16 protein-coding genes are annotated in these 15,361 nt (G+C 72.2%); 12 read left to right on the top strand and 4 right to left on the bottom strand.

Annotated features, from left to right (window positions below; translation table 11 throughout):
• Positions 1-3 precede the first annotated feature (3 nt).
• Together ACE1OC_RS10875 and ACE1OC_RS10870 are read right to left on the bottom strand one after the other, a co-directional pair.
• A complete protein-coding gene (locus tag ACE1OC_RS10875) occupies positions 4-1,338 on the bottom strand; it encodes a D-arabinono-1,4-lactone oxidase (protein WP_407836859.1) in 1,335 nt (444 codons plus the stop codon).
• On the bottom strand, positions 1,283-2,545 hold the full coding sequence (locus ACE1OC_RS10870) for an MFS transporter (RefSeq protein ID WP_407841528.1): 1,263 nt from the start codon (positions 2,543-2,545) through the stop codon (positions 1,283-1,285). The genes ACE1OC_RS10875 and ACE1OC_RS10870 overlap by 56 nt, the downstream gene beginning before the upstream one ends.
• 179 nt (positions 2,546-2,724) lie before the next feature.
• On the opposite strand from ACE1OC_RS10870, the gene ACE1OC_RS10865 reads away from it, so the two are divergent.
• Both ACE1OC_RS10865 and ACE1OC_RS10860 read left to right on the top strand, forming a co-directional pair.
• Positions 2,725-3,900 (top strand): ferrochelatase, encoded by a 1,176-nt coding sequence (locus ACE1OC_RS10865; RefSeq protein ID WP_407836858.1) that lies wholly within the window; start codon positions 2,725-2,727, stop codon positions 3,898-3,900.
• Between the two features lie 80 nt (positions 3,901-3,980).
• Complete coding sequence (locus ACE1OC_RS10860; protein ID WP_407841527.1) at positions 3,981-4,784, top strand: inositol monophosphatase family protein; 804 nt, start codon at positions 3,981-3,983, stop codon at positions 4,782-4,784.
• Between the two features lie 143 nt (positions 4,785-4,927).
• Here the strand turns inward: ACE1OC_RS10860 and ACE1OC_RS10855 are convergent, their stop codons facing one another.
• Positions 4,928-5,101, bottom strand: coding sequence for a hypothetical protein (locus tag ACE1OC_RS10855; protein WP_204357838.1), 174 nt, complete (start codon positions 5,099-5,101; stop codon positions 4,928-4,930).
• A 258-nt stretch (positions 5,102-5,359) separates the two neighbouring features.
• On the opposite strand from ACE1OC_RS10855, the gene ACE1OC_RS10850 reads away from it, so the two are divergent.
• From ACE1OC_RS10850 to ACE1OC_RS10835, 4 genes are all read left to right on the top strand, one after another.
• Positions 5,360-6,013, top strand: a complete 654-nt coding sequence (locus ACE1OC_RS10850) for a response regulator transcription factor (protein ID WP_112451148.1) — start codon at positions 5,360-5,362, stop codon at positions 6,011-6,013.
• Positions 6,014-6,018: 5 nt separating this feature from the next.
• Positions 6,019-7,263, top strand: a complete 1,245-nt coding sequence (locus tag ACE1OC_RS10845) for a sensor histidine kinase (protein WP_389439217.1) — start codon at positions 6,019-6,021, stop codon at positions 7,261-7,263.
• Positions 7,264-7,647: 384 nt separating this feature from the next.
• Entirely contained in the window at positions 7,648-7,944 is a 297-nt protein-coding gene (locus tag ACE1OC_RS10840) for a DUF4193 domain-containing protein (protein ID WP_112451146.1), read from the top strand.
• Between the two features lie 12 nt (positions 7,945-7,956).
• Positions 7,957-8,934 (top strand): hypothetical protein, encoded by a 978-nt coding sequence (locus tag ACE1OC_RS10835; RefSeq protein ID WP_407836857.1) that lies wholly within the window; start codon positions 7,957-7,959, stop codon positions 8,932-8,934.
• A 12-nt stretch (positions 8,935-8,946) separates the two neighbouring features.
• Here ACE1OC_RS10835 and ACE1OC_RS10830 read toward each other — a convergent pair whose 3' ends face one another.
• Positions 8,947-9,408, bottom strand: a complete 462-nt coding sequence (locus tag ACE1OC_RS10830; RefSeq protein WP_407836856.1) for a DUF3093 domain-containing protein — start codon at positions 9,406-9,408, stop codon at positions 8,947-8,949.
• Between the two features lie 58 nt (positions 9,409-9,466).
• Between ACE1OC_RS10830 and ACE1OC_RS10825 the strand changes: the two genes are divergently transcribed.
• The 6 genes from ACE1OC_RS10825 to ACE1OC_RS10800 all read left to right on the top strand — a co-directional run bounded on the left by ACE1OC_RS10825 (position 9,467) and on the right by ACE1OC_RS10800 (position 15,360).
• A complete protein-coding gene (locus tag ACE1OC_RS10825; protein WP_274549941.1) occupies positions 9,467-10,051 on the top strand; it encodes a PaaI family thioesterase in 585 nt (194 codons plus the stop codon).
• Complete coding sequence (gene dut / locus ACE1OC_RS10820; RefSeq protein ID WP_250742932.1) at positions 10,051-10,584, top strand: dUTP diphosphatase; 534 nt, start codon at positions 10,051-10,053, stop codon at positions 10,582-10,584. The genes ACE1OC_RS10825 and dut overlap by 1 nt, the downstream gene beginning before the upstream one ends.
• 1 nt (position 10,585) lies before the next feature.
• On the top strand, positions 10,586-11,377 hold the full coding sequence (locus ACE1OC_RS10815) for a DUF3710 domain-containing protein (protein WP_250742931.1): 792 nt from the start codon (positions 10,586-10,588) through the stop codon (positions 11,375-11,377).
• A gap of 198 nt (positions 11,378-11,575) precedes the next feature.
• Complete coding sequence (locus tag ACE1OC_RS10810; RefSeq protein ID WP_407836855.1) at positions 11,576-14,224, top strand: DUF4118 domain-containing protein; 2,649 nt, start codon at positions 11,576-11,578, stop codon at positions 14,222-14,224.
• Positions 14,221-14,907: a response regulator gene (locus tag ACE1OC_RS10805; protein WP_407836854.1), complete on the top strand. Its 687-nt coding sequence runs from the start codon at positions 14,221-14,223 to the stop codon at positions 14,905-14,907. The genes ACE1OC_RS10810 and ACE1OC_RS10805 overlap by 4 nt, the downstream gene beginning before the upstream one ends.
• A 24-nt stretch (positions 14,908-14,931) precedes the next feature.
• Positions 14,932-15,360, top strand: coding sequence for an OB-fold nucleic acid binding domain-containing protein (locus ACE1OC_RS10800; protein WP_112451269.1), 429 nt, complete (start codon positions 14,932-14,934; stop codon positions 15,358-15,360).
• The last annotated feature ends 1 nt before the right edge of the window (position 15,361 follow it).

The raw sequence follows: 15,361 nt of genomic DNA, 5'->3' as shown, positions 1-15,361 counted from the left end.
CGCTCAGTCCCCAAGCACCCGCCGCAGGTAGTCGTTGCCGAAGACCCGGTCCGGGTCCAGCCGGTCCCGGAGCGCGGTGAACTCCCCGAAGCGCGGGTACACCCCGTTGAAGTACTCCGCGTCCCGCGTGTGCACCTTGCCCCAGTGCGGGCGCCCGCCGTACTCGGTGAAGATGCGCTCGGCGGCCGTGAAGTAGGCCTGGTACGGGGTGCCCTTGTACATGTGCACCGCGATGTACGCGCTCTCGCGGCCCGAGGCGGTCGACAGGGTGATGTCGTCCGCCGGAGCCGTCCGCACCTCCACCGGGAAGCTGATCCGCAGCCCGGAGCGGTCCACCATGGCCTTCAGCTCCCGCAGCGCCTCGACGACGCGCTCGCGCGGAAGGGCGTACTCCATCTCCACGAACCGCACCCGGCGCGGGCTGGTGAACACCTTGTACGGGATGTCCGTGTAGGTGCGCGCCGACAGGGCGCGGCTCGCGATCCGGGCGATGGAGGGGATGGCCGCCGGGACGGCGCGGCCGAAGGAGTTGACGGCCTGGAAGAGGCCGTTGGACAGCAGCTCGTCCTCGACCCAGGCGGAGACCGCTCCGGGCGGGGCGGCCGGGCCCTGGCTGCGGTTGTTGCGCTTGGTGTTGCAGTTGCCGGTGTGCGGGAACCAGTAGAACTCGAAGTGCTCGTTCTCCGCGTGGAGCTGGTCGAACTCGGCGGTCACCCGGTCGAAGGCCATGGGCTCCTCACGGGCGGTCAGGAAGAAGAGCGGCTCCACGGCGAAGGTGAGGGCGGTGACGACGCCGAGCGCGCCGATGCCCAGCCGGGCCGCCGCGAAGACCTCGGGATTCTCCTTCTCGGAGCAGGCCAGCAGCTGTCCGTCGGCCGTGACCAGCTCCAGGCCGCGGATCTGGGCGGCGATGGAGGCCGAGTCGCGGCCGGTCCCGTGGGTGCCGGTGCTGGTGGCGCCCGAGACCGTCTGCTCCATGATGTCGCCCATGTTGGTGAGCGACAGGCCCTCCTTGGCGAGGGCCAGGTTGAGGTCCTTGAGGACCGTGCCCGCCGCCACCGTGACGGTGCCCGCGGTCCGGTCGATCGCCCGTATCCCGGCCAGCGCCTGCGGGCGGATCAGCACGCCGTCGGTCGCGGCGGCCGCGGTGAAGGAGTGGCCGGTGCCGACCGCCTTCACCTTCAGCCCGTCCCCGGCGGCCCGGCGGACCGCCTCCTGAAGCTCCCCGACCGATGCCGGGGTGACCACGCGCGCGGGCGTTGCGCTGATGTTGCCCGCCCAGTTATGCCACGCGGCGGTCCGTGTCCCGCTGCTGCCTGCTGTCCCCGTCGTCGCCATCGTTGGAAGGCTCCTCCCCTTGCGCCGGCCTCGTCAGCCGGCGGTAACCCGCGAACGCAACCGCCGCCGCGGCGGCCCCCGCCGAGATGGAGACGACGTACCCGGTCCTCGCGCCGGCGGCGTCGATGACCCAGCCGGCCACGGAGGACCCGAGCGCGACCCCGACCGCGAGCCCGGTGCCCGTCCAGGTCATCCCCTCGGTCAGCTTCGCGCGTGGTACGTGCGCCTCGATCAGGGCCATCGTGGTGATCATCGTGGGAGCGATGGCGAGGCCCGAAACGAAGAGCGCCACGGCCAGAAACGGAAGGTTCCCGGCCAGTAGGAGGGGGATCATACTCACGGCCATCGCACAGATGCCCAGCACCCACCTGCGTTCGGCCTTGCCCTTGAGGTGGAGCAGGCCGAAGACGATGCCGGCGAGGCAGGACCCGACCGCCCAGATGGCCAGGATGAAGCTGGCCCACGCCTTGTGCCCCTGCTCCTCGGCGAAGGCCAGCGTGACCACGTCGATGGAGCCGAAGATGGCCCCGGTGGCCACGAAGGTGGCCACCAGCACCTGGAGTCCGGGGGAGCGCAGCGCCGAGGTCCGGTCGGAGTCCTCGCCGCGCGGGTGCGGGGCGGGCTCGGTGGCGCGCTGCGCGGTCAGCCACCACACGCCCACGAGCAGGCAGACCCCGGCGACCAGCGGGCCCGCCTCGGGGAACCAGGTGGTGGAGAGCCCGATGGCGAGGATCGGCCCGAAGATGAAGCAGACCTCGTCCAGGACGGATTCCAGGGAGTACGCCGTGTGCAGTTCGCGCGGCGAGTCCCGGTAGATGGCCGTCCACCGGGCCCGGATCATCGCGCCCACGCTGGGTACGCAGCCCGCGAGCGCGGCGAAGACGAACAGGGTCCAGTCGGGCGCGTGGTTGGCCGCGCACAGCAGCAGCCCGGAGATGGCGAGGACCGCGAGCAGGCTCGCCGGGCGCAGGACGCGGCGCTGGCCGTACTGGTCGACCAGGCGGGAGACCTGCGGGCCGATCCCGGCGGCGGAGAGCGCGAGGGTGGCGGTGAGGGCGCCGGCCAGCGAGTACCGGCCGGTGAGCTCGGAGATCATCGTCAGGATGCCGATGCCGACCATGGAGAGCGGCAGCCGGCCTATGAGGCCGGCCGCGCTGAACCCCCGGCTCCCGGGGGCGGCGAAGATCGCGCGGTAGGGACTGGGCAAGGTGCCCTCCGTAAGGGACGTCATTGGCCCATACAGGTTACGGCCGCACACGGGCCGCCCGCCTGATGAAGCCGCGGGGGGCGGGGAGGGGGCGGAGAGGGGGCCCGCCCCCCGGTGGAGCGGTCCCGCAGGACGGGCCTGTTTTCCGCGGGGCGGCGGCGGGTGGCAGGATTCGAAGCATGTCTGACCAGCTCCGCGCCTCCGCCGCCGGCTCGGCCGAAGGCCCCGCCGCCCCCTACGACGCCCTCCTGCTGCTGTCCTTCGGCGGCCCCGAGGGGCCCGACGACGTCGTGCCGTTCCTGGAGAACGTCACGCGCGGCCGCGGCATCCCGCGCGAGCGGCTCAAGGAGGTCGGGCAGCACTACTTCGGCTTCGGCGGCATCAGCCCGATCAACGGTCAGAACCGCGAGCTGCTGGACGCCCTGCGCAAGGACTTCGCCGGGCACGGGCTGGACCTGCCGGTCTACTGGGGCAACCGCAACTGGGCCCCGTACCTGAACGACGTGATGCGCGAGATGGCCGCCGACGGGCGCCGCCGCATCGCGGTGCTCGCGACCAGCGCGTACGCCTCGTACTCGGGCTGCCGGCAGTACCGCGAGAACCTCGCCGACGCGCTCGCCCTGCTCGTGGAGGAGGGCGTGGCCGAGGCCGACCTGCCCGAGGTCGACAAGCTGCGGCACTACTTCAACCACCCCGGCTTCGTGCAGCCCATGATCGACGGGGTGCTCGCCTCGCTGGCATCGCTGCCCGAGGAGGTCCGCGCCGGGGCGCACCTGGCCTTCACCACGCACTCCATCCCGAACGCGGCCGCGGACACCTCCGGCCCGGTGGAGGAGCACACGGCGGGCGGCGAGGGCGGGGCCTACGTCAAGCAGCACCTGGACGTCGCGCGGCTGATCGCCGACGCGGTCCGCGCCGAGACGGGCACCGAGCTGCCCTGGGAGCTCGTCTACCAGTCGCGCAGCGGCGCCCCGCACATCCCGTGGCTGGAGCCGGACATCTGCGACCACCTGGAGGCCCTGCACACCGCGGGCGCCCCCGCGGTGGTCATGGTGCCCATCGGCTTCGTCTCGGACCACATGGAGGTGCTGTACGACCTCGACACGGAGGCGAGGGCGAAGGCCGCCGAGCTGGGGCTGCCCATCGCCCGCTCGGCCACGGTCGGCGCCGACCCCCGGTTCGCGGCGGCGGTACGGGACCTCGTGCTGGAGCGGGCCGCGGCGGAACGCGGGGAGGCCGTGGAGCGCTGCGCGCTGGGCCTGCTCGGAGCGAGCCACGACCTGTGCGCCGTGGGCTGCTGCCCGGCGCGCGGGCCCCGGCCGGCGGCGGCGGGCGCGGACAGCCCGTACGCGTAGCCGCCGGCGTTGCCCGGTCCGGTGTGCCCGGTCCGGTGTGTGCAGTGAAGTCCGCAGAAGTCGACGAACGGGAGCCCGGCGTGATCTCCGAAGAGCTGAAGACCGAACTGCTGGACGTGGCCCTGGAGGCGGCCGGCCGGGCGGGCGCGCTGCTGCGGGACGGGCGGCCCGCCGATCTGGCGGTCGCCTCGACCAAGACGAGCCCGATCGACGTGGTGACCGAGATGGACATCGCGGCCGAGAAGCTGATCACCGGCATCCTCGGGGAGCGGCGGCCCGAGGACGGGCTGCTGGGCGAGGAGGGCTCGGAGTCGGCCGGCACCAGTGGCGTGCGGTGGGTCATCGATCCGCTGGACGGCACGGTGAACTACCTCTACGGGCTACCGACCTGGGGCGTGTCCATCGCGGCCGAGTACCGCGGGGAGACGGTGGCCGGGGTCGTGGCGGCGCCGATGCGCGGGGAGACGTACCACGCGGTGCTGGGGCGCGGTGCCTGGCTGGGCGGGGCCCGCCTCGCCTGCCGGCCGGCCGCTCCGCTGGACCAGGCGCTGATCGGCACCGGGTTCGCGTACGTCCAGAGCCGGCGGGCGCACCAGGCGGACGTCGCGCAGCGGATCATCCCGCTGGTGCGGGACGTCCGGCGCGGCGGGTCGGCGGCGATCGACCTGTGCGACGTGGCCGCCGGACGGCTGGACGGGTACTGGGAGCGCGGGCTGAACCCCTGGGACCTGGCGGCGGGCGAGCTGATCGCGCGGGAGGCGGGCGCGCTCACGGGCGGCCGTCCCGGGGAGCCCGCCTCGGGCGAGCTCGCGATCGCCGCGACCCCCGCGGTGTTCGCCTCGCTGCGGCCGCTGCTGGAGGAAGCCGGGGCCTGGCACGACTGAGCGGGCGCGCCCGCGGGGCCCGGGTGTGCTCCGGGCGGGCCCCGGGGGTGCTCCCGGACGTGAAGGAACCCCGGCGGCCGCGTGGCGGCCTCCGGGGTCCTGGGTGTGTGCGCATGCCGGTGGCCGGCCACCGGCGGCTGGATTCAGCAGGCGGAGACGGTGACCGGAACGCCGTGATCGGCTGCGATGCGCTGGAGGTCTTCCAGCTCCGCCTGTTCCACTTCCACGAGGAAGTCGTCGCCGGTCTCGCGAGCCTGCCTGAGGTCCGACTGCGTGCTCCTGATGCGCTGCAGGAGACCCGCGGTGAATGCGTCCATGGTGGGTTCGCCCCCTCTTCGTGGGTCGGCGGCGGCACGTGGCAGTGCGCCGTCAGGGAGGTGTTCGGGGTGTGAAGTCGTCCTCCCCGCCGCGGTGGACCCAGAAACCTCGTGAGGCGAGGGAATCCTCACTTCCGTCCCCGGAGTCACCGCCCGAGCACCCGCATGCGGCGTCTTACAGCCGGTTTACCGGCGAAAGGGGCAGGATGGAGGCCACATGACACACCTGCCCTGACGGGCTCTGAGGAAGGAAACGACGTGCGCGTACTCGTCGTCGAGGACGAGCAGCTGCTCGCCGATGCGGTGGCCACCGGACTGCGCCGGGAGGCCATGGCCGTGGACGTCGTGTACGACGGTGCCGCGGCCCTGGAGCGCGTCGGAGTGAACGACTACGACGTGGTCGTGCTCGACCGGGACCTCCCGCTCGTGCACGGCGACGACGTGTGCCGGAAGATCGTCGAGCTCGGCATGCCCACCCGCGTGCTCATGCTCACGGCCTCCGGCGACGTGAGCGACCGGGTCGAGGGCCTGGAGATCGGGGCGGACGACTACCTGCCCAAGCCCTTCGCGTTCACCGAGCTGACCGCCCGGGTACGGGCCCTCGGCCGGCGCACCACGGTCGCGCTGCCCCCCGTACTGGAGCGCGCCGGGATCAAGCTGGACCCGAACCGGCGCGAGGTGTTCCGCGAGGGCAAGGAGGTGCAGCTGGCGCCGAAGGAGTTCGCGGTGCTGGAGGTCCTCATGCGCAGCGAGGGCACGGTCGTGTCCGCCGAGCAGCTCCTGGAGAAGGCGTGGGACGAGAACACGGACCCCTTCACCAACGTGGTGCGCGTGACGGTGATGACGCTGCGCCGCAAGCTGGGGGAGCCGCCGGTCATCGTGACCGTCCCCGGTTCCGGCTACCGGATCTGACGCGGGTGGCAGCGACCCCGGCGCCACCCTCCGCGCCACCGAAACCGACCTGGGACCCCGGCCAGCCCGAGGGTCCTTTCCCTTGGCTGCGGCCGACCATCCGCATACGTCTCACGCTGCTCTACGGCGGGATGTTCCTGATCGCCGGCATCCTGCTGCTGTCGATCATCTACCTGCTGGCGGCCCAGGCGCTGCGGCAGGGCAACGCGCTGCCGTTCACGATCGTGGGCGGCGGCCCGATCCAGGTCACGAGCAGCTGCCCCGGCGTGAGCGGGACGGGCCAGATGCCCGACCAGTTCAACGCCGCGATCAACACCTGCATCCTCGAACAGCGCCGGCACGCGCTGGACGACCTGCTGAGCCGGTCCCTGATGGCGCTGATGGGGCTGAGCATCATCGCCTTCGCCTTCGGCTACGCGATGGCCGGCCGGGTGCTCTCGCCGCTCGGCAAGATCACCCGGACCGCCCGCCGGGTGGTCGGCTCCGACCTCACCCGGCGGATCGAGCTGGACGGTCCGGACGACGAGCTCAAGGAGCTCGCCGACACCTTCGACGAGATGCTCGACCGGCTGGAGCGGGCCTTCACGGCCCAGCAGCGGTTCGTGGCCAACGCCTCGCACGAGCTGAGGACCCCGCTGGCCATCAACCGGACGCTGCTGGAGGTGCACCTGTCCGATCCCGGGGCGCCGGTGGAGCTCCAGCAGCTCGGCAAGACCCTGCTCGCCACCAACGAACGCAGCGAGCAGCTGGTCGAGGGCCTGCTGCTGCTGGCCCGCAGCGACAACCAGATCATCGAGCGCAAGCCCGTGGACCTGGCCGAGGTGGCCTCGCGCGCGCTCGACCAGGCGCGCGGGGAGGCACAGGCAAAGGGCGTGGAGATCCGCGGAGAGCGCGCGCTGGCCGTGGTCCAGGGCAACGGTGTGCTGCTGGAGCGGATCGCGCTCAACCTGGTGCAGAACGCCGTCCGCTACAACGTGCCCGAGGGCGGCTGGGTGGAGGTCACCACCGAGGCCGTGCACGGGCAGGCGGTCCTGCTGGTATCGAACACGGGTCCCGTGGTTCCCGCGTACGAGGTGGACAACCTCTTCGAGCCCTTCAGACGGCTGCGTACGGAGCGCACGGGCAGCGACAAGGGTGTCGGGCTCGGCCTCTCCATCGCGCGCTCCGTGGCGCGCGCACACGGCGGGAGGATCCAGGCGGTCCCGCGCGAGGGCGGTGGCCTCGTGATGCGTGTCACTCTGCCCTTGTGAGGGCGACCACCCCTTGTTCGCTGTTGGCTGAATGCTTGGGTCATGAAGACAGTGACTTCTGTGCGATCGATCACAGTGTCGAGTGTCCGTCCCTATGCGCTCAGTGACCTTGGCGGGGCCGGAAAGCCCGGGAAGTCCGGGTTTCCGGCCCCCCTAGCGGCGGGAAATACATGGGGTGGCGTTTGTGCAAGACGGCCCCCGGACCGTGTACGGTCCCGGTCGTCATCCCAGCCAATCGCTCTTCTGAATGTGCGGCTGGGTGTCGATTGAGTAACAGACCTTGATGTGAGGCAAAATCTCCGCCTCAGGTCGGGCACAAGTCCGGCCTCTCGCGCGTTACGTGCGCTGAGACACCCGCTAAATCCCAGAGGGGGAGAGCGAACTATGGCAACGGACTACGACACTCCGCGCAAGACCGACGACGACGTAGACAACGACAGCATCGAAGAGCTGAAGGCCCGGCGCAACGAGAAGTCGTCCTCGAACGTCGACCTGGACGAAATCGACAACGCCGAGGGCCTCGACCTGCCCGGTGCAGACCTCTCGAACGAGGAACTGGCCGTACGGGTCCTGCCGAAGCAGGCCGACGAGTTCACCTGCACGAGCTGCTTCCTGGTGCACCACCGCAGCCAGCTGGCACGTGAGAAGAACGGTCAGCCGATCTGCCGCGAATGCGACTGAGAGGCGTCGGCCGTGACCGGCTCGACACCATTTCGGAAGCGGCGCTTCCGAAAGGCTGGTGATCCGGCGGTGACGCACGAGGGAACCGAGGGCCTGGAAACAGGCCCTGGAGCCCCCGGCGTACCCGCCGTGCACCCCGGCACCGCCGAGGCGGTGCCGTCGGCCTCCGAGGCCGGCGAGGGGCCCCGGAAGAACTCCGGGGTCCGTCGGCTGCAAGCCGTCAAGAACGGTGTGCGCAAGGGCGGCGAAAGTGCCAGGGCCGCCGCCCTCTACCTCACCGACCGAGTCATCGAGAACGCACCGCGCGTTCCGGTTCGGGACCTCGCGACCCTGCGCGCGCAGTTCCCGGGCCTCGGGCCCGATCAGCTGGCCGACAAGCTGATTTCGGGCGCCGCCAACGCCACTTCCACGGTCGGCGCCGGGATCGGCGCGGCCGCCATGCTGCCGGTGCCTCCCGCCATGCCGGCCGAACTCGCCGCCGAGATCACCGGGGTCGCCGCGATCGAGCTGAAGCTCATCGCCGAACTCCACGAGGTCTACGGCCTGCGACCGCACGGCAACCTCAAGGAACGCAGCGTCGCCTACCTCACGTCCTGGACGGAGGAGCGCGGGGTCGACCTCACCAAGCCGACCACGCTGAACGCGGCGCTCGGCGGCCAGATGAAGCGCGAGCTTCGCCAGCAGATCATGAAGCGGATGTTCCGCAACCTGCCCAACCTGATGCCCTTCATGGTCGGCGCCGCGGTCGGAGCGGTCATGAACCGCCGGGACACCCGCAAACTCGCCGAGAAGGTGCGTGCGGACCTGCGGGCCCGCGCCGTGCCGTGGAACGCGCTGCCGCAGCTCCCGCCCCTGGAGCGGCCCGCCGAGCCCCTTCCCGAGGCGGCCAGGGCCGCCGTCGAGGGCCGGGTGTTCGACCCGCGCGCCATCGATCCGAGCGTCGCCGATCCGCGGGCCATAGATCCGCGGGCCATCGATCCGCGCGACTGACCCCGGCCGGGGTCAGTCCCGGCCCTGCGCCGCGCGGATGGCCGCCGCCAGGGCCTGCGGCTCGCGGGTGGAGACGTAGACGTACGGGGTCGGGTCGGCCGGGTCGGTGATTTCGACGCGCACCGCCGTCGGCACGTAGCCGCGCATCAGCATGAAGGCGCGGGTGTCGGCCTTGTACGTGCGCCAGGCCATGGCCTCCTCGGCGTCCAGCACCTCCGGGTCGCCGAGCGCCGCCACCGGGATCCGGGCCTCTCCGGCAGCCAGCGCGCCGCCCACCACGCGCACCCGCTGGGAACCGTACGAACTCACCAGCAGCCCCGTGAGCGCGGTGCCCCCGACCAGCCCGGCCAGCATCGGCAGGGTGCCCAGCGGGAACAGCATCAGTGCGCAGGCCAGGCCGGTGAGGGCGGTGATGGCCCACCAGGAACGGGGGGCTGTCAGGCGTTCGTCGTGGTGCGCGGGGGAGAGCTGCATGCGGCCAAGCCTGCCACGAGGCGACCGGCGGGTAGCCGCGCGGGTAAGGTCTGCGGCTGTGAGTGGACGAAACACAGCGTTGACGCCCCCCGCCGATGCCACGGCGCCGGTGCGGCACCCCGATGCCCCGGCCCCCGGCGAACTCCTCGGCGCGCACTACGAGCACTGCTTCGGCTGTGGCGACGGCCAGCCGCACGGACTCCACCTGGAGGCCCGCGCGGGCGAGGGCGTGCGCGTCACCGCGGAGTTCACCGTCAAGCCCGCCCATCAGGGCGCGCCCGGCCTCGCGCACGGCGGCGTCCTCGCCACGGCGCTCGACGAGACCCTGGGCTCCCTGAACTGGCTGCTGCGCGTCATCGCCGTCACCGGCCGGCTGGAGACGGACTTCGTCCGGCCCGTGCCCGTGGACACCGTGCTGTACCTGGAGGCAGAGGTCACCGCCGTCGCCGGCCGGAAGATCTACTCCAGCGCGGTCGGCCGAATAGGCGGACCGCAGGGCCCGGTCGCGCTGCGCGCCGACGCCCTCTTCATCGAGGTGAAGGTCGACCACTTCATCGACAACGGACGGCCCGAGGAGATCCGGGCGGCGATGGCCGACCCGGACCAGGTCAGGCGCGCACGCGCCTTCGAGGTGAACCCCTGATGTCTGAGAACAACACCGGCGTGGACGTGGCCATCCGGCGCGTCGACCCGGAGGTGCCGATTCCGGCCTACGGTCACCCCGGCGACGCCGGCTGCGATCTGGTCACCACCGTGGCCGCGGAGCTGGAGCCGGGGGAGCGGGCGGTCCTGCCCACGGGGATCTCCATCGCGCTGCCCGAGGGGTACGCGGCGTTCGTGCACCCGCGCTCGGGCCTGGCCGCCCGCTGCGGGATCGCACTCGTGAATGCCCCCGGGACGGTGGATGCCGGGTACCGTGGGGAGATCAAGGTGATCGTGGTCAATCTCGACCCGCGCGAGAGCGTCAGGTTCGAGCGTTTCGACCGCATTGCCCAGCTGGTTGTCCAGCGAGTCGAGCAGGTGCGCTTCCGCGAGGTGGCGCAGCTTCCCGACTCGGCGCGGGCCGAGGGGGGTTTCGGCTCCACCGGTGGTCATGCGGCCGTGGCCGGATCCGGCGCTGGTCAGCAGGGTGGGAATGGCTACGCTTCGGTCGTATCCGACCGGGAAGGACAGTGACGTGTTCGGACGTCGCAAGAAGAACGACTCCGTCAAGGACGGCGGCGCGGCCGAGCAGGTCGTCGACGGCGTCGGTGCCGATGAGCAGGACGGCACGGAGGAGACAGACGCGGTCCAGCCGCGCAGGGTGAACCTGCCGCCGGCCCCGCGTCCCGACGGCCCGTGGGACATCTCGGAGGTCCCCGGCAACCCCGAGGAAGGCCGGGTCGACCTCGGCGGCATCCTCGTACCGGGTGTCGAGGGCATGGAGCTGCGGGTCGAGGTCGCCGGAGACGCGATCGTCGCCGCGACCGTGGTGCTCGGCGACAGTGCCGTACAGCTGCAGGCCTTCGCCGCCCCCCGCAAGGAGGGCATCTGGGGCGAGGTCCGCGAGGAGATCGCCGAGGGCATCACCAAGCAGGGCGGCATCATCGACGAGGTCGAGGGTCCGCTGGGCTGGGAGCTGCGCGCGCAGGTCCCCGTACCGCTCCCGGACGGGCAGACCGGCGCCCAGCTGGTCCGCTTCGTCGGGGTGGACGGCCCGCGCTGGTTCCTGCGCGGTGTCATCTCCGGCCAGGGCGCGGTGCGTCCCGAGTCGGCCGGGGTGCTGGAGCGGATCTTCCTGGACACCGTCGTGGTCCGCGGCGAGGGCCCGATGGCCCCGCGCGACCCGATCGTCCTGAAGCTGCCGAACGACGCGCAGATGGTGCCGGACGGCGTGCAGACCGACGACGCCGCGGACCAGGAAGGCTCCCGCTTCGGCGGGGGCATGGGCCAGCTGGAGCGCGGCCCGGAGATCACCGAGGTCCGCTGACCCCGGCACGATCCCGTACGGCCGTGGGCCGCACTCCTCCGGGGGTGCGGCCCACGGCCGTATCCGGCGGCGGTACCCGCGGCCCCGGCCGTACCCGGCGGCGGTACACCCCGGCGGGGGCGTCAGGGAACCGTCAGGGATCGGTCCGCAGCAGGTCATCGGCGCGTGAACGGGGCGGACGTCCCGGAGAATGGCGCCATGGGACGCGGCAAGCTCAGGATCTATCTCGGCTCGGCCCCCGGCGTGGGCAAGACGTACGCCATGCTCTCGGAGGGCCACCGCCGGGTCGAGCGCGGCGCCGACTGCGTCGTGGGCTTCGTCGAGCACCACGGGCGGCCGCGCACCGAGGTCATGCTGCACGGCCTGGAGCAGGTGGAGCGCAAGGAGCTCGTCTACCGGGGCGCCGCCTTCACCGAGATGGACGTGGACTCCCTGCTGGCCCGCAAGCCCGCGATAGCCCTGGTGGACGAACTGGCGCACACCAACGTGCCGGGCTCGCGCAACGCCAAGCGCTGGCAGGACGTGGAGGAGCTGCTGCGGGCCGGGATCGACGTGATCTCGACGGTCAACATCCAGCACCTGGAGTCCCTGGGCGACGTGGTGGAGTCGATCACCGGCGTGCGGCAGCGGGAGACCGTCCCCGACGAGGTGGTGCGGCGCGCCGACCAGATCGAGCTGGTCGACATGTCCCCGCAGGCCCTGCGCCGCCGGATGGCGCACGGCAACATCTACAAGTCCGACAAGGTCGACGCGGCCCTGTCCAACTACTTCCGCCCCGGGAACCTGACCGCGCTGCGCGAGCTCGCGCTGCTCTGGGTCGCCGACCGGGCCGACGAGTACCTCCAGCAGTACCGGGGCGAGCACAACATCCGCTCCACCTGGCAGGCGCGCGAGCGGATCGTCGTGGGCCTCACCGGCGGACCCGAGGGGCGCACCCTCATCCGGCGCGCCTCCAGGGTGGCGGCCAAGGGCTCCGGCAGCGAGATCCTGGCCGTCTACATCGCCCGCAGCGACGGGCTGACCGCTGCCTCGCCCAAGGAGCTCGCGGTCCAGCGGACGCTGGTCGAGGACCTCGGCGGAACGTTTCACCATGTGATCGGCGACAACGTCCCCGAGGCGCTCCTCGAATTCGCCCGCGGGGTCAACGCCACCCAGATCGTGCTCGGCTCCAGCCGCCACCGCTCCTGGCGGTACGTGTTCGGCCCCGGGGTCGGCGCCACCGTCGCCCGTGACTCGGGGCCCGACCTCGACGTGCACATCGTCACGCACGAGGAGGTCGCCAAGGGCCGCGGCCTGCGGCCCGTGACCCGCTCGGCGGCCCGGCTCGGCCGGACCCGGCTGCTGGCCGGCTGGGTGGTCGGGGTGGCCCTGCCGCTGGCCCTGGCGACCCTGCTGACGCACGTCGACACCGACCCCGGCCTCGCCAACGAGATGCTGCTGTTCCTCGCGCTGACCGTGGCCGCCGCCCTGCTCGGCGGGCTCTGGCCGGCGCTGGCCTCCGCCGCCGTCGGCTCCCTGCTCCTGAACTACTACTTCGCCCCGCCCATCCACCGCTTCACCGTCTCGGACCCGAAGAACATCGTGGCCATCGCGGTCTTCTTCGGCGTCGCCGGCTCCGTGGCCTCCGTCGTCGACGCCGCCGCCCGCCGCACCCACCAGGCCGCCCGGCTGCGCGCCGAGTCCGAGATCCTCTCCTTCCTCGCCGGCAGCGTGCTGCGCGGCGAGACCACCCTGGACGCGCTGCTGGAGCGGGTCCGCGAGACCTTCGCCATGGAGTCGGTGGCCCTGCTGGAGCGCGAGAGCGACGTCGAGCCCTGGCAGCCGGCCGGCAGCGTCGGCCCGAACCCGGTCACCCGCCCCGAGGACGCCGACGTGGACATGCCGATCGGCGACCACATGGCGCTGGCCCTGTCCGGACGGGTGCTGCCCGCCGAGGACCGGCGCGTGCTCGGCGCCTTCGCCGCCCAGGCCGCCGTCGTGCTGGACCGGCAGCGGCTGGTCGGGGAGGCGGAGGAGGCCCGGCGGATGGCGGAGGGCAACCGGATCCGGACCGCGCTGCTGGCCGCCGTCAGCCATGACCTCCGTACGCCCCTGGCCTCCATCAAGGCCTCCGTGAGCTCCCTGCGCTCCGACGACGTGGAATGGTCCGAGGAGGACCGGGCCGAGCTCCTGGAGGGCATCGAGGACGGCGCCGACCGGCTCGACCACCTGGTGGGGAACCTGCTCGACATGTCGCGGCTCCAGACCGGCACCGTCACCCCGCTGATCCGCGAGATCGACCTCGACGAGGTGGTCCCGATGGCGCTGGGCGGCGTACCCGAGGGCAGCGTGCTGCTCGACGTCCCGGAGACCCTGCCCATGGTGGCCGTGGATCCCGGGCTGCTGGAGCGGACCGTGGCCAACGTGGTGGAGAACGCGGTGAAGTACAGCCCGCCGCAGGAGCAGGTGCTCGTGGCGGCCAGCTTCCTCGGCGACCGGGTCGAGGTACGGGTCGTGGACCGCGGGCCGGGCGTGCCCGACGAGGCCAAGGACCGGATCTTCGCCCCCTTCCAGCGGCACGGTGACGCGCCGCGCGGCGCCGGGGTCGGGCTCGGGCTGGCCGTCGCGCGCGGCTTCGCCGAGGCCATGGACGGCACCCTGGAGGCCGAGGACACGCCCGGGGGCGGGCTCACGATGGTGCTCACGCTCCGGGCCGTGACCGGCGGGCGGCCGCAGGTCCCCGTGAGCGTGGACGGCGAGGGGCGCAGCGCGCCCGGCGGGCCCGGCGGGCCGGAGCCCGGCGGGGCCGGGGAGCACCCGGCGGATTTTGATCTCGATTCGATACGACAGAAGGCAGGACCTCGATGACCCGGGTGCTCGTGGTGGACGACGAACCTCAGATCGTCCGGGCCCTCGTGATCAACCTGAAGGCACGCAAGTACGAGGTCGACGCGGCCGCCGACGGGGCGAGCGCCCTGGAACTGGCGGCCGCCCGCCACCCCGACGTGGTCGTCCTCGACCTCGGCCTGCCCGATATGGACGGGGTCGAGGTGATCAAGGGGCTGCGCGGCTGGACCCGGGTCCCGATCCTGGTCCTCTCCGCCCGGCACAGCTCCGACGAGAAGGTCGAGGCGCTGGACGCGGGCGCCGACGACTACGTCACCAAGCCCTTCGGCATGGACGAACTGCTCGCCAGGCTGCGCGCCGCCGTCCGGCGGGCGGAACCGGGCGCCGGGGCCGGCGAGGACGAGGTGGTCGTCGAGACCGAGACCTTCACGGTGGACCTCGCGGCGAAGAAGGCGGTGCGCGACGGACGCGACGTACGCCTCACGCCCACCGAGTGGCACCTGCTGGAGGTGCTGGTGCGCAACGGCGGCAAACTGGTCAGCCAGAAGCAGCTCCTCCAGGAGGTCTGGGGGCCCTCGTACGGGACCGAGACCAACTACCTGCGGGTCTACATGGCCCAGTTGCGGCGCAAGCTGGAGGCCGACCCCTCGCACCCGAGGCACTTCATCACCGAACCGGGCATGGGATACCGCTTCGAGAGGTAGTGGGGGCGCCGGTACGCTTCCTGTATGAGTGCTGAACCGCGTCCCGAGAAGCCCGCGAAGCCGGCGAAGCCCGCCAGGCCGGCGGGCCGGTTCCGCCGGATGATAGAGCGGCTGTCCACCTCGCAGGAGGAGCTGCATTCGGCGGAGCTGCAGGAGGACGCAGAAGCCGCGGGGTGCACGCGGATCTGCGACTGCCACGACCGTCAGATAGTGAAGGTGACCGGGACCCTGCGAACCGTCACCCTGCGGCCGCGCGCGGGCGTCCCCGCCCTGGAGGCCGAGCTGTTCGACGGCTCGGCCGCGCTGGACGTCGTCTGGCTCGGACGTCGCTCGATCGTGGGAATCGAACCCGGCCGTCGCATGATCGCCTCCGGGCGGATCTCGATGAGCCACGGCCGTCGGGTGCTCTTCAACCCGAAGTACGAACTCCGACCGCTCGGACAGGAGCACTGAC

Source organism: Streptomyces stoeckheimensis (genome assembly GCF_045822005.1).
Lineage (GTDB): Bacteria > Actinomycetota > Actinomycetes > Streptomycetales > Streptomycetaceae > Streptomyces > Streptomyces stoeckheimensis.
This window is presented reverse-complemented; position numbering and strand designations above follow the sequence as displayed.

Excerpts from the sequence above, each read along its gene's own strand:
- ACE1OC_RS10875 (WP_407836859.1), bottom strand. The coding sequence starts at position 1,338 with ATGGCGACGACGGGGACAGCAGGCAGCAGCGGGACACGGACCGCCGCG.
- ACE1OC_RS10865 (WP_407836858.1), top strand. The coding sequence starts at position 2,725 with ATGTCTGACCAGCTCCGCGCCTCCGCCGCCGGCTCGGCCGAAGGCCCC.
- ACE1OC_RS10855 (WP_204357838.1), bottom strand. The coding sequence starts at position 5,101 with ATGGACGCATTCACCGCGGGTCTCCTGCAGCGCATCAGGAGCACGCAG.
- ACE1OC_RS10840 (WP_112451146.1), top strand. The coding sequence starts at position 7,648 with ATGGCAACGGACTACGACACTCCGCGCAAGACCGACGACGACGTAGAC.
- ACE1OC_RS10830 (WP_407836856.1), bottom strand. The coding sequence starts at position 9,408 with ATGCAGCTCTCCCCCGCGCACCACGACGAACGCCTGACAGCCCCCCGT.
- dut (WP_250742932.1), top strand. The coding sequence starts at position 10,051 with ATGTCTGAGAACAACACCGGCGTGGACGTGGCCATCCGGCGCGTCGAC.
- ACE1OC_RS10810 (WP_407836855.1), top strand. The coding sequence starts at position 11,576 with ATGGGACGCGGCAAGCTCAGGATCTATCTCGGCTCGGCCCCCGGCGTG.
- ACE1OC_RS10805 (WP_407836854.1), top strand. The coding sequence starts at position 14,221 with ATGACCCGGGTGCTCGTGGTGGACGACGAACCTCAGATCGTCCGGGCC.
- ACE1OC_RS10800 (WP_112451269.1), top strand. The coding sequence starts at position 14,932 with ATGAGTGCTGAACCGCGTCCCGAGAAGCCCGCGAAGCCGGCGAAGCCC.